Raw genomic sequence first — 14,479 nt, forward strand, 5'->3', positions numbered from 1 at the left:
TACGAACATCGCAAAACGCGTAATCCAGGAATATCAATCTATAATAAACAATAATGTCAATGATCTATAAATTTCTTACTTACCCCTTGTATTGTCATATGACATTATCTAAAGGGGACTTATAGAGAGTGCAGGATATAAATAGAATTTCATAGTCAAAACATTCATTCGCTCTGTTTTTCATTTACTTACTGCGACAAAAGTCCCCTTTAGAGGGATTTAGGGGCAGTAAACAAAGAACAAAACATTTCTCTCATGAAGAAATCAATCATAACAAAATCACTCCTCACCCTGGCGACAATCGGGTACACGATTCTGGGAATAACCGGCTGTAAAGGCAGTGACCCGGTCGTCAATCCCATCGATACGACTAAAACCGATACCACAACCTTTGCCAAAGGAGCCGACATCAGCTGGGTGACAGAGATGGAAGCCAGCGGCAAGAAGTTTTACAATTCGTCAGGCGTTGCCACCGAATGCACCGCTCTGATGAAAAGCCTCGGAATGAACAGTATCCGTCTGCGCGTGTGGGTAAACCCGGCCAACGGCTATTGCAACACCAACGATATCCTGATTAAGGCTACGCGCGCTAAAAACCTGGGGATGCGTATTATGATTGATTTTCACTACAGCGATACCTGGGCCGATCCCAGTAAACAGACCAAACCGGCAGCCTGGACCTCACTCAGCTTCACCGACCTGAAGGCAGCGGTAGCCACTCACACAACCTCAGTCCTGACCACTTTAAAGAACAACGGGATTACCCCAGTCTGGGTACAGGTGGGCAATGAGACCAGTGACGGTATGCTGTGGGAAGATGGAAGGGCTTCAAAATCGATGGCCAACTATGCCGCCCTGACCAATGCCGGATACAATGCGGTGAAGTCGGTTTTTCCCAATGCCAAGGTCATTGTGCATCTCAATAACGGGTACAACAACTCCCTGTACCGCTGGATATTTGACGGACTGAAGAATAACGGCGCGAAATGGGATGTCATCGGCATGTCGGTCTATCCAAATTGGTTCACCACCGCCAACGACTGGGCGACCTGCAATACTCAGGTTTTGGCAAACATGATTGATCTGGTGTCACGCTATGGAACGCCGGTGATGGTCGTGGAGTGTGGCATGAGCTGGGATTCACCGGTTGCCTGCAAAAGCTTTCTGACCGACTTGATTACCAAGGTAAAATCCGTTTCCGGCAACAAAGGCTTGGGCGTCTTCTATTGGGAACCGGAATGTTACGGCGGATGGAAAAGTTATACATACGGCGCATTCGACAACTCCGGCAAACCGACCGTTGCACTCGACGCTTTTAAATAATCCTACGATATGTCTGAGTATGAAGCCTCCCTCCCATTTCTTTTTGTGATGGTTTAAAGGTTGGGAACCGGAGGCTTCTTCACTTTCAAATAGAATTCGATTCAGCTGAAGATATTGATTTGGGAAAATAGTATGCTGAAAGAACAATAGGTTTTCATTTGGTAGATAGTATGTTTAGGTAAATTTGAAGAGACTCTCTCCGCAAGGGGAGGGTCTTTTTCATGCCTATCCTTTTCCCGGATTATCTAAACTCAAAGGTTTTGGTAGAGTTATCTGGCAAAAACACCCCGGAGGCCCCCAGAAATGCGAGAGCGGCAGACAGAAATGCGTGAGAAGCAGACAGAAATGCGAGGGAGGCGGTCAGAAATGCAAGGGAGGCACGCAGAAATGCGATAGCGGTAGGCAGAAATGCGTGAGAGGCAGACAGAAATGCGAGGGAGACGGTCAGAAATGCAAGAGCGGCAGCCTCCTGACCATTTTTCAAAGAAGAAACTCAGTTCGTCATAGTCTTTTTTCTATTTGTAAAGAACGTCAGGTCCAGGTAATATGCCTAATACAAAAAAGCCGCATATTCAGGTATGATCCTCCTGACAATGCAGCTCGTTTGTATTAAGTCTTAATCCGTTTCTGAGAATAAACCTAACAGGTCTTCAAGACCTGTTAGGTTTGATCTTTCGGAAATTCTCTCTCGTTTTTATCAATAAAAAACTTATCGTCGTTTATCAATCTCAGCCAGTTTCTCACAGGCCAGTGCATCAAGCACCGACACTACTGTGAGATTGACAATATCACGCACAGAGCTTTCGATATCGGTAAAGTGGATCGGTTTGTTTAGTCCCATCTGGATCGGACCGATGATCTCGGCACCACCCATGTTAGCCATTAGTTTGTATGCAGCATTTCCGGAACTAAGGTTCGGGAAGACCAATGTATTCACATCCTTACCGGCCAACTTGCTGAATGGGAATTTCGAATCGCGTAGATCTTTGTCCAGTGCGAAATTCACCTGCATCTCCCCATCGACATCGATGTGCGGATAATTTTCGTGAAGCTGTCTCACCACCTCATGAATGGAAGCCGGACTACCTTCGGTATCCGTTCCGAAGTTCGAGAAAGAGATCATCGCCATCACCGGTTTGATGTTGAAGAATTTTACCGCACGATTGGTCAAACGGGTAATGTCAATCAACGTCTCGGTCGAAGGGAGACGGTTAATCATCGTATCGGCGAAGAAATAAGGCCCTTTTTTGGTGTTGACGATGTGCATCGCACCAAAGCAGTTATACCCTTCACGGATGCCAATCACCTCTTTGGCAATACGGCTGGTTTCGGAATATTTCGTATAAGTACCGGTGATAAAGGTATCAGCATCTCCCGATTCCACCATCATCATACCGAAGTAGTTGCGGTCATTCATTCTCTCCAGGGCATCGTTAAAGGTAATCCCCTTACGCGCATTCTTATCAGCCAGGATGTGTGCATAGCGGACACGGCGTTCCTCTTCGCGGTCATGACGCATGTTTACAATCTCCACGCCTTCGAGGCTTAGCCCAAGTTCTGCCGCAATCTTCTGAATGCGCTCCTCATTTCCCAACAATATAGGGAAACAATAACCGTCTTGTTTGGCCTGAATAGCCCCTTTGAGCATATTGGCATGATTTGCTTCTGCATATACTACACGACGAGGGTTTTGACGGGCAGTTTCAGAAAGGCGGCGCATCAGTTTATTGTCATAGCCCATCATCTCCTGCAAATGCAGATCATAAGCTTTCCAGTCTGTAATCGTTTTCAGTGCAACACCTGATTCTATAGCCGCCTTAGCCACAGCCGGAGCTACCGTGGTCAACAGACGAGGATCAAGCGGTTTCGGGATTATGTATTCACGTCCGAAAGTCAGGTTGGTAATGTTATAAGCGGCATTTACCACATCCGGAACAGGCTGTTTGGCCAATTCTGCAATGGATATAGCAGCAGCCAGCTTCATCTCTTCGTTGATACAACTGGCATTTACATCCAATGCACCACGGAAGATGTAAGGGAATCCGAGCACGTTATTGATCTGGTTAGGATGATCCGAACGTCCGGTTGCAAAAATCAGGTCTGAACGTGACGCTTTGGCATTCTCGTACGAAATCTCCGGATTCGGGTTTGCTAATGCAAATACGATAGGATCATGATTCATTGAACGTACCATCTCTTTAGTCAAAACATCGGCAACTGAAAGTCCGAGGAATACATCGGCGCCTTCCATCGCTTCGGCCAAAGTCTTTATAGTGCGGGTGGTGGCAAATTCCTTTTTAGCAGGAGTCAGGTCACTGCGATGTATCGAAACAACGCCCTTACTATCCACCATCGTGATATTCTCTTTTTTCGCCCCCAGCATCTTATAAAGCCGGGTACAGGAACTGGCAGAAGCACCGGCTCCATTCACCACGATCTTGACCTCATCTATCTTTTTGCCAACGATCTCCAGCGCATTGATCAATCCGGCGCCTGAAATAATAGCCGTACCGTGCTGGTCATCGTGCATGATGGGGATATCAAGTTCCGCTTTGAGACGGTTTTCGATCTCAAAACATTCCGGCGCCTTGATATCTTCCAGATTAATACCGCCGAATGTCGGAGCGATAGCCTTTACGGCCTGGATAAACTTCTCGGGGTCTTTTTCATTAATCTCAATATCGAAGACATCGATTCCTGCAAATATTTTGAAGAGCAGGCCTTTCCCTTCCATCACCGGCTTACCGGCTAAGGCGCCAATATCACCTAAACCCAATACTGCCGTACCGTTTGAAATTACAGCAACCAGGTTTCCTTTTGCCGTGTAACGATAAGCGTTTGCCGGATCTTTTTCGATTTCGAGACAGGGATCCGCTACTCCCGGAGAGTATGCAAGAGATAGGTCCGCTTGCGTACTGTAGGGTTTGGTAGGGATCACCTCTATTTTGCCCGGTTTGCCTTGTTCATGATAGGCAAGGGCCGCTTCTTTGGTAACTTTTTGCATAGATGTGTAGTTTATAATAGGGAGAAAAGGGTTATTCTCAGTCGTTTGGCTGATAAAAGCAAATTTAGCCATTTATTTATCGGGAAAGGAATGAGCCCTATTAAATTATAATAAAACTTTGACGGTTGGGCTTATCTGCTTACAAAATGTAAGGGTATCGCGTACTTGCGGATAGAAGTGTAATACCGGCATTACAAACACTGCAAATCCGGAGTTCGGCGATTGACTTTTTTTAATGGCAGGGGCGTGGGAAACTCATTAATAATGATTCGTTTAACAATTAATCGTAGAACTTTACTTATTCATGTAGTGTTTTATATCTGTGGAAAGCGACAATATCCGACAACCTAAATCAATGAAATGAATCAATTTTGAAGGGATAAACCTGATTTCAGGGTTTTAAAAGAATTTTCCGGGAATATAGATTATTGACGGTGTAATTCTTAAGCAATATGTTATATGTAATACAAAATGTGATGAATAAAAGAACGAATTCATCATTTTAACCTGAACATTTAAGTAGGAAGAAAGACTAAATCTGAAAGAACTTTTCTCTTAACTATTCAAAGAAACTTAATGGAGGGATTGGTAACCCGTTGAATCAGAAGCCGAAGTAGATTTACAATTAAGACAGAAGAAAAATCTGTTTTTAACCTAAACCCGAAACGATATGCTATATGGAGCATATAAGAAATAACGCAACAGTAAACTACCTTTCAACTATCTGACTTTCATTCTCAAATAAGAAGATGCACAAAATGTGACAGACCGATCAACCGTTTGTCACCTGTTTTGGGCTCTATTCGTGGCTACTACCCTCCTCTTTATCAGCAATTAACTTAAGCCTATAATATGAAAACAAGTCGTCTAAATCAGTTATTAAGAAGCAGGCTTTTCATTATTATGACAATGCTTCTCATTTCATGTATGCTACAAGGACAAACTTACCGGTTACTGAAAGCATCCAATGATCCCGGCGGATATGCTGATCGGGACGAGGTGACCAGGGTATTGACTACTGATGAGCTGAACAGCTTTAATTTTCTGAGTGTCACCGCTAATCTGATTGGCTCAAAAGATGGGCAGGAATTTACTTTGACCTGCATCCCTGGTATTTGCCAACGTGCACATAGTACTATTCCTGATTTTAATGCCATGGGATCAAACTGGATCAATACCAATCCTGCACTGGAAATGGTCGTTCTGGATATCTCCAATGCTGAGGATATTAACCAGATGACAGGAGTTACCAATTTACTGAAACAGGCCTCATCTGTACATTATCTGGTATTGCAGACTTACCCTAAACTCTACGAATCCGCTGATCCGTCGATGTATGAAGCGCGAGCAAGGGAGCTGATAGCCCCGGCTATCAATGACCAACTTAGCGCACTATACGATAAGGGGATCAGGGTCTTTATTGCAGCAATTAAATTTAAATAGTCAGTAACCTTTAAAGGTAATGGATATGAAACCGAAAAATTATAACTCCAAACGGACTTTCGCATCTCCTATCGGAAATGTCGGAAGTATTGGCATGTTTTGGGTAATGCTTATCGCCATAGCGGGATTGACACTTACTCAGTCGGCATTCGGCCAGGGGGGAGTCAAAGTGCCCTTTATGATGAGACACCACCCGACAGATGTCCCTAATGGAATTTTTACCATTAAGGGGGATTTCCATATTATAGGTAATACGAACCTACTCGGTATTGCTTCCGGCGATAATGGTGCAGGTACAAACTTTGACTTCAGGTTTGTAGATGTTGACAATGATGACTCTACATTCAACTCTTCGACAGCAGAGCTAGTGCTGGCCAATAAAGCAGCCTTAGACTGTAATCCATCCAAAATCAAATATGCCGGATTGTACTGGACCGGACGGGGAGATTACAAAGTCCTCGCAGACCCTCTGTCTGCAACTAAAACCCAAAGGACAGAAAGTTTTCCCAAACCGCCTACGAAGTATTATTACTGGACAAGGGCTAACCTGAACGGTGTAACAAATACCTCTTACTACAGGCTTTATTACAATGATCAGAATCTGACCAATCCGTATGCTTATGTCTATCTGACTTCACCCAATGGGAATCCTTATATTTCCAAGTCAACACCTCCGGGAGCTGCAGGCACTAGTTCCTGGGGGGGCGGTAGTACTAAGTATTACTACTCGACTTCCACAATATGGAAGCAACAAACCAGCACATGGACACCAGTTGAAAAGGGTCATGTATTATTAAAAGGCCCCGGAGCTACATCCTATTTCCCTCTTGATGCAGCACCAGCTGATCGTTGGACACTCGGTACAAAACAACAGTATGTCTGCTTTGTAGATGTTACACCATACGTTAAAGCTCATGGTGTAGGAAATTACACCGTTGCAAACATCAAAACCCAGGAAGGCTCCGGTGGTGATATTGGAGACTACGCCGGTTGGGGTATGGTCATTGTGTATGAAGACCCGGATGAGATCACCCGGAATATTACCATTTTTGATGGTTTTGCCGATCTTGATCCAAACGGAACCAGTGGATATGCTTTTAAAATCGACGGATTTAAATCCGTGCTATCCGGCCCGGTTAGTCTGAAACTGGGAGTAATGGCCGGAGAAGGAGACTCTTCTATTGTACACGACTGGTTTAATGTGGCATACAAAACATCACTGGACAATTTCACAACTGATTATCTGGTTAGTAATCCACCGAATGCCAATAATAGCTTATGGTATTATATTCCTAATCCTTACAATCACGATCCCGATAATTTCTTCTGTTCATCTATCTATACCGAAGGGAATCGTATTCCCAGAATGGGGGATAACGCAGGCATGGATGCCGATGAATTCCTATTGGATAATTCCAATAAGCAATTGATGGGTAACGCCCAGACCAAAACTGTATTCAGTTACAGAGCAAATACGGATGAAATTGTGGTATTCATGGTGGCTATGTCGGTTGACGCTTATACGCCTGAACCCATTTTGGTATTCAATAACAACGCCACTATTGTAGGTGGTAATCCACAAGTTAATCCGGGTGACCAAATACAATATGACCTGAAAATAACGAATATTGGAACCGAAAGTATAGACAGTTTCTTTGTTAAAATTCCGATCCCTTATAATACATCTTACGTCAACGGTTCTTTATCCGGAGCATTCTATTTGCCCAATGGCACCTGCTACCAACCGAACAGTATGATTTATAATCCGGCCTTGCACCAGATTGAAATCAGCATGAAGCATTTGCCCGGTCCTAATGATAAAACCGGATCCTGCACCTTCAATCCTCCGATAGCCAACTGGGATTCTACCTATATTTGGGCAGATGCGACATTCAAGTTGCGGGCTACAGATAGTTGTGTTTTCCTGAATAATGAATGTGCCCGGGATATAAAACTGATCGGATATGTCTCCGGTATTGGAACTCTTAGCGGAACACGTTTTAATGCAACTTCGGTAAATGGATGGACTATACCTTCCGGCCTTTGCAAAAGTAAACCGATCTACGGACCGGATACAGTCGCCATTCATGTTAACGGATTCTGTGAAGGAAAACCCGATTATATAATGATCAATTTCTGTCCGGGAAAATATCCGACTGGAATTCCGCTGGCACAGATTATATCAAAACTTCCGGATAATACATACTCATTCTATGCGGCTGATGCTACATGGAAAAAGACTGGTTCAGAATTAAGTGTACTGGACGGTGTAAACGGTGGCAATTATCTGGCCATTCCGGTGAACAAGTTTGATACGCTATGTGATGCTGCAATCAAGATCAAGATAACCATCATACAACCACCGAAACCTAAAGATAATGGAGACAAAGTCTATTGTATGGGAGATGAATCCATATCATGGTTCAATGTTGTAGAAGCAACTAATGGTAACGAACTATACTTTTCTGAATTGGACGGAACTCCGGTCGCTTACAGTAATCTGATGGATATGACCAAAGTTATTCCATCACCGGGAAGCTCCTTTACCAAGACTTATGTCGTAACGCAATCCAAAGACCCGTCATGTGTAAGCGATACCATCCACGTATCTATTACGATTACTTATCATGACCCGACTTTAGTCGACATTTTGGCGGATACAAAAACTTGCGGAAGCTTACGTTGGTGTACCCGAATGGCCCCTGATGGTTCCACAATCACATTCGCCCCGGGATTACCACAGAAAGGAACAATCTCTTTGAATTCATCTTTTGGACCAATACCGATCAGCAACAAAAACCTGACCATTGATGGTTCTGCATTGGTATTACCGGTAATGGATGGACAGAATGCTATTCGTCTGTTTGATATTATCAGTACTGATTGTGCTTCGCCAAAGAGTGTTACTTTCAAAAACCTGGCATTGGCCAATGGTAAAACAACCGTGACAGGCTTAGCCGGTCGTGGTGGTAGTATTCACAATGCGGGTAATCTGACTTTAATCAATTGTGAGCTATACAACAACAAGGACATCACAGTCAATACAGGTAGTCAATACGGTGGAGCCGGAGCTCTTTTCAGCGAATGTGGAAATGTCAGTCTGCAAAACTGTTACGTTCATAATAACAGTGCCGAAGGAACTTCTAATTCGGCCTCCGATGGTGCTTATGGCGCTTCCGGAGCAATGTCTGTAATCAATGGCAACCTGACTATTACCAAATCAACAATTTCCAATAACAGTATAACCGGTACCAGTACCGCTACCGGTCAAACTGAGGCTTATGGTTCAGCGGGAGCTATAATGGTTAAAGCCCTTCCCACTAACAATGTAACCATCATTAATTCTACGGTATCTGATAACACCATTGCGGTTAGCGCTGATGGCGGATCCAGATTAAATCCAGGCTCTCCGGCAACTGCCGATAAGAGCGTTGGAGCTGCAGGCGCCATGATGATAATTGATGATGGCACGGTTACGGTGAAATCAAGTACTCTGTTTAATAACTGTATTCTGGGAAGCGGTAATGACAACGATAATACGTCAAGGTTAACCTCTACCGGAGGTATCTGTCTGGCAGCAGCCGGATCCATCGCCTTTGGTGGCAATATAATGGCCGACAACCATGCCAAAACAGAAACCGGAGGAGATTACATGATCGACTTGCGGATTATTGATGGCATTTCAATAACAGACCTGTTTACCAGATTAGGTTACAATGTATTTAATGGTGGCACCAAAATGGGAGACGGACTTCCGGAAACTTCCTATGGGGCAACTGAATATTACTTCAACCATTCAAGTAGTGAAGTGTTGAGCAATACATTGTCCGGATTTAATGTAACCGCATCCAAACTGACTGCTCCGACTGATTCTCTGATCTATGGCAGCCCTGCACTGACATTTGTTCCGAAACCAACCTGGGGACCAGCCGACGATGAAAGAGATGTCGTTCGTCCTACACCGACAACTGATGCAGCATTCGATGCAGGAGCCTATGAATATACCAATTACACGGATCAGGCTGTTTCACTGCTTAAAAACTGTGGTTCTTCCAATACAGAAGCAGTCCTGACATGGCAAAGGGATAATCGTTCAGGTGATGGTACGGTTGTGTTTATTGCGCCTAAAAATGTACCGCAAAGCAAATTACCTATGCTGCATATGCTTACGGAAGGTGCAGCAATGACAGCCGGTACTAACCTGGCATCTCCCGGTTCTTCATTTAAAATTGGAACTGCCCCGAATGATACAACGTGGTATTGTGTTCAATTTGGAAAAACCGGCGAAACGACAGTCAGTGGATCAACTGTAAGAAATAACGTAACGATAACCGGTCTGACCCCGTCAGTTGATTATACCGCTTACGTATTGACATTCAAGAATAACGGTGGTGTTTACCAGTACAATGTCAAATCAGCTACAAATTATCTGGCATTCAACGCATCTGCCGAAGCTCCACCGGTGATTACCTGTAATTCAGACGCGACCATTTATATGGATGAATCTGAAAACGGCTGCTCTAAAGCGCTTTCATTTACAGCTCCGGCTGCCTACGATCCTTGTGATGGTAACAAAACTTTAACTCCTCACTGGGAACTAAGTGGTGCTACTTCAGGATCTGGCAATGGAAACATTAGCAATGTCGTATTTAATACGGGAGAAACAACAATCACCTGGACAGCGACTGGTATTGGTGTGGGCAGAACAGCCAGCTGTACTCAAAAAATAACATTATATAGCGGTAAATTACCTGTTGTGGTAGGTGGAAGCATTACCAATGAAACCGTAAATGTGGCATCTGACCAATGTTCGGCTACTGTTGTAAAACAATACACCTTTGACGATGCCTGTACAGCAGATAATACACTAGATATCAGGTTAACAGTTAATGGCGTTGCACAAAGTCCGGATGCAGGCACTTCAGCCCCTAATCCTAAATTCACTTTGTCAATTCCTGATTATGGAACAAATCTCCCATTCGGAACCTACAATCTGGTTTGGACAGTGAAAAACACAGCACAGAAAGAAGCTACATTCAATCAAACAATTGTAATTAAAGATGCACATAATCCTGTCATTAACGGATTGCCTTCAAGCCAGACAATCACACGGGAAGACAGCGTTTGCGGCGGATATTATACTGCTCCTGATGTTACGACAACCGATTGCAACGGTCCGGTTACCTTAACCTGGCAAATTATCAACAACAGTGTCGTACTATGGAGTGGCAACGACAATATGGGTAAACACCTGTTGCCTGAAGGCGATAATATCCTCCGATGGACCGCTACGGACAACGCTGGTAATGTCACCACAAGTCCTGATATTATCATCACAGTTCCTGCTGTAACTTACGTCAACCGGGATCGGATTTACGTAAGACAAGGCTGGTGTAGTGACGGTCGCGACTGGGCTCACGCTATGGGAGATCTGCAACATGCTATCAACCTTGCAAATAAAGAAGTGTGGGTAGCCTGTGGTGAGTATGATGCCAGTGATTACGGAAATAACGGCTATTTACTCAAAGACGGATTGAAGATTTACGGTGGGTTCAGACCATATCCGAACGATGCGATTGATAATGACATCAAATACCGCAATCCGATCTATCGTCCAACCCGACTGAGACAGTCATCGACTGCCACAATGCCGATATTGAAGAGTCCGGCAACTGTAGAACAGGGGATCAAAGTAAATGGATTCTTTATTGAAGGAAATGGTCCCGGTACTATTAATTACGGAGCTGCCGATTTAATAAGTGGTGTTTCTTTGGAGTATTCCGTAGTCCTGCTTAACAATACAGCAACCCGTCCGGTAATTAATTGCAATGGTGGTCAGGTAATTAACTCTCTGATCGGTAAAAACGGCAGCACCAGTGCAATTCTGAACTTAACCGGTACCGGTGCTATGCACTTCTCAACCCTGGTTGAAAATGAGGGAACCGGAGTAAACGGTGATGGAACGATTACGAATTCTATTATCTATAATAATACAGTTCAGGTCAACGGCTTACTTAACATTTCCTATTCCGGAGTTCAGGATCTCAATGGTACGACATACGGACCGACGACAAACAACAACATTGCTCTTGATCCTGTAAACGATCATACCTGGGGACCAAACTTTGGCGATGCACCAAATTATTCATCTGACGATTACTACAGGGGATACTGGTTGAATCTGTTCTCCAAACTGAAAGCCGCAGGTGATAATAGCAAAGTGGCAGCCCTTGGCTTAACAGCCGACCTGAAACTTTCACAACGGATCAAAGGGCGCAATGTTGACATGGGCGCATTTGAATCACGTTACCTGTTGACCGAGCCGAGCGATATAAGCTGGTCTGGAAATACCGTCAACTTAACCTGGCCGACAACAGCACAACAGATTAATCCTGAAAAGAAAGACTTTGTGCTTCTTGATCCAGGCTCACACCTGAAACTAATGGGAGATGTTGATATAGACGGACTGATCTTCAATGAAGGTAAAGACGGGGCTCTATCGGGTGAATTAGGTTACGGAACAACTGGTGTTGCAAGTGTTTATTCCGGAAGTAATACCCTGAATGTTGACAATGTTTATTACGCACGTCGGTTTGCGCCTAACAAATGGCACTTCATCTATCTACCATTTGATGTAAGCACCACAGGCGGAGTATTAGACTCTTTGATGAATCCATTACCATTCAATGTTTCCGGAGGATTCTCCGTAAGAGAATATGATGGTATCCGCAGATCATCAGAAGGTAGCCTATATAACCAACCGAGTAAGAACTGGAGCTACCTTGATGTCAATAACGGTATGACCAAATACAAAGGTTACAACTTTGCTGTTCTGCCGGATGAACGTTTGGTTTACTTTAAATCATTGGATAACAACGGTAACCGCGACTTCCTGAATGACCAACCGAAGTCATTGCTCATGAGCTACAAATCACTCTCTTTGAGTAATAGTGGCACCGGTGGTGGCAATGATGGAGACCAGGGCTGGAACCTTGTCGGAATACCTTATTCATCTTATTATAAGATTAAAGGAAATGTACTGTTGCCTCAATGGCCTTATGAAACCAAAAACTTCTGGCCTTTCAACGTGGTATATTGGAAATCCGACGAGACTACTTACGATAAATATATCCCAACGGTAGTGAACCTGGAAACCAATGCTAAGGCATTCAGTCCGTTTACCCCGATGTTCATTGAAATTCCTGACACCGTTCCGTTCAAGTGGAATACAGACTATCAGTTACAACCTGAAGGTCGTCAGGATATCTCAAAAGCTGATATTTTGAATACTGACAATGTCTATCAGGCACGCTCTGTTACAGTAGGAGATCCGTTATTATTTGCCCTGAATATCAAGAAGGCCAATTATAGTGACCGTGCATTGATTGTCCTCAACGCTGATGCTTCCAAATCATTTGAAGTAGGACGCGATATGGGCAAATTCGGAAGCAGCAATACTAAATTACCTCAGTTGAGCATGATCGTGGATGGTAAGGCATTATGTATTAATGATATTCCGGAAGATCCGGGAGTTACCCGAGTTCCTTTGAATGTCTATATAGGTGAAGAAGGTTTCTACCGGATCAATCTGGAAAATAATCCGTCCATTGCCGCCAGTGGTTACAGTGTTGTATTGGAAGATACCTACACAAACGCTGCCAATGTGATAGATGGTACAGACTATGAGTTTACATCATCTACCGGAACATTCAGCAACAGGTTCGTCCTCAACATTGTGAAGTCAGCAACCGCGGTAGTCACTCCGGTCGGCTCGCTTTGGATGTATGTAAATAACGATCAGTTAACCATCAAAGGTCTTGAAGCGGGTAACCGTATCGAAATCTTCGATGTCACAGGTCGAATGCTCTATACTTCAGTGGCTCAAAAAGATACCGAAATCTTCGGGTTGAGTCAGAAGGGTGTCTATTTTGTAAAGGTTTACCAGTCAACCGGAACAGTATCAAAGAAAGTTATTAACGAATAACACTGCAAGATTATGAAAACCTATATTATTATAGCACTGCTGTTTCTCGGGTTGTCAGTGTATGCTGAGGATGCTGTACCGGTCCAACCATTCAGTAATGACTGGCCCTCTCAAAATACAGCAATGAGAAGTGCTCAAAGCGATAATCCGTTTGATGATATCAATTGCAATCCGGATCCCGACCCGGTTCCACTGGGAGATAGTCTCGGCTGGGTATTAATACTGGGTGTTGGATATGTTGCCGTCAAATATTGGAAACCGGCGATTAAAAGCTTTAAGAAGAATAAATAAGAAACGATAAAAGGCGGGAAATCCCGCCTTTTATGCAAAAGAGGAAATTCGTTGCTGAATTTCCTCTTCTGTTATAGATAATATCTTATTAAAGAATACCTTCTATTTTCGATACAAATGTAGCTTTTGGTGCCGCTCCTACCTGTTTATCAACAAGCTGACCACCTTTAAAGAAAAGGATGGTTGGAATATTACGGATACCAAACTGAGCTGCTACTTCGCTGTTTTCATCCACATCAATTTTACCGATATTCACTTTGCCTTCATATTCGGTGGCAAGTTCTTCGATGATTGGTCCAACCATACGGCAAGGTCCACACCATTCTGCCCAAAAATCAACCACTAAAGGTTTACCGTCTTGCAGAAGCTCCTGGAAGCTTTCGTCTGTAATTGTAATAGCCATAATATATAATATTGAATGTGTAAAAAATTGT

7 protein-coding genes are annotated in these 14,479 nt (G+C 43.8%); 4 read left to right on the forward strand and 3 right to left on the reverse strand.

Features of this window, described 5'->3' with window-relative positions; translation table 11 throughout:
* Nucleotides 1-255 precede the first annotated feature (255 nt).
* Entirely contained in the window at nt 256-1,323 is a 1,068-nt protein-coding gene (locus MLE17_RS16515; RefSeq protein WP_243349829.1) for an arabinogalactan endo-beta-1,4-galactanase, read from the forward strand.
* 241 nt (nt 1,324-1,564) lie between these two features.
* Here the strand turns inward: MLE17_RS16515 and MLE17_RS16520 are convergent, their stop codons facing one another.
* Both MLE17_RS16520 and MLE17_RS16525 read right to left on the reverse strand, forming a co-directional pair.
* Nucleotides 1,565-1,807 (reverse strand): hypothetical protein, encoded by a 243-nt coding sequence (locus MLE17_RS16520; protein ID WP_243349830.1) that lies wholly within the window; start codon nt 1,805-1,807, stop codon nt 1,565-1,567.
* Nucleotides 1,808-2,032: 225 nt separating this feature from the next.
* On the reverse strand, nt 2,033-4,327 hold the full coding sequence (locus MLE17_RS16525) for an NADP-dependent malic enzyme (RefSeq protein WP_243349831.1): 2,295 nt from the start codon (nt 4,325-4,327) through the stop codon (nt 2,033-2,035).
* Between the two features lie 927 nt (nt 4,328-5,254).
* On the opposite strand from MLE17_RS16525, the gene MLE17_RS16530 reads away from it, so the two are divergent.
* The 3 genes from MLE17_RS16530 to MLE17_RS16540 are packed head-to-tail and all read left to right on the forward strand — an operon-like array spanning nt 5,255 to nt 14,045.
* The gene (locus tag MLE17_RS16530; RefSeq protein ID WP_243349832.1) at nt 5,255-5,770 is read left to right on the forward strand and encodes a hypothetical protein; all 516 of its coding nucleotides are present in this window, start codon (nt 5,255-5,257) and stop codon (nt 5,768-5,770) included.
* A 25-nt stretch (nt 5,771-5,795) separates the two neighbouring features.
* Entirely contained in the window at nt 5,796-13,754 is a 7,959-nt protein-coding gene (locus MLE17_RS16535; RefSeq protein WP_243349833.1) for a T9SS type A sorting domain-containing protein, read from the forward strand.
* A 12-nt stretch (nt 13,755-13,766) separates the two neighbouring features.
* Nucleotides 13,767-14,045, forward strand: coding sequence for a hypothetical protein (locus MLE17_RS16540; RefSeq protein WP_243349834.1), 279 nt, complete (start codon nt 13,767-13,769; stop codon nt 14,043-14,045).
* Nucleotides 14,046-14,133: 88 nt separating this feature from the next.
* Here MLE17_RS16540 and trxA read toward each other — a convergent pair whose 3' ends face one another.
* Nucleotides 14,134-14,448: a thioredoxin gene (trxA, locus tag MLE17_RS16545; protein ID WP_243349835.1), complete on the reverse strand. Its 315-nt coding sequence runs from the start codon at nt 14,446-14,448 to the stop codon at nt 14,134-14,136.
* Nucleotides 14,449-14,479: the final 31 nt, after the last annotated feature.

This window comes from Parabacteroides sp. FAFU027, assembly GCF_022808675.1.
Classification (GTDB): Bacteria; Bacteroidota; Bacteroidia; order Bacteroidales; family UBA7332; genus CAXXIC01.

Excerpts from the sequence above, each read along its gene's own strand:
- MLE17_RS16515 (WP_243349829.1), top strand. The coding sequence starts at position 256 with ATGAAGAAATCAATCATAACAAAATCACTCCTCACCCTGGCGACAATC.
- MLE17_RS16525 (WP_243349831.1), bottom strand. The coding sequence starts at position 4,327 with ATGCAAAAAGTTACCAAAGAAGCGGCCCTTGCCTATCATGAACAAGGC.
- MLE17_RS16530 (WP_243349832.1), top strand. The coding sequence starts at position 5,255 with ATGCTACAAGGACAAACTTACCGGTTACTGAAAGCATCCAATGATCCC.
- MLE17_RS16535 (WP_243349833.1), top strand. The coding sequence starts at position 5,796 with ATGAAACCGAAAAATTATAACTCCAAACGGACTTTCGCATCTCCTATC.
- MLE17_RS16540 (WP_243349834.1), top strand. The coding sequence starts at position 13,767 with ATGAAAACCTATATTATTATAGCACTGCTGTTTCTCGGGTTGTCAGTG.
- trxA (WP_243349835.1), bottom strand. The coding sequence starts at position 14,448 with ATGGCTATTACAATTACAGACGAAAGCTTCCAGGAGCTTCTGCAAGAC.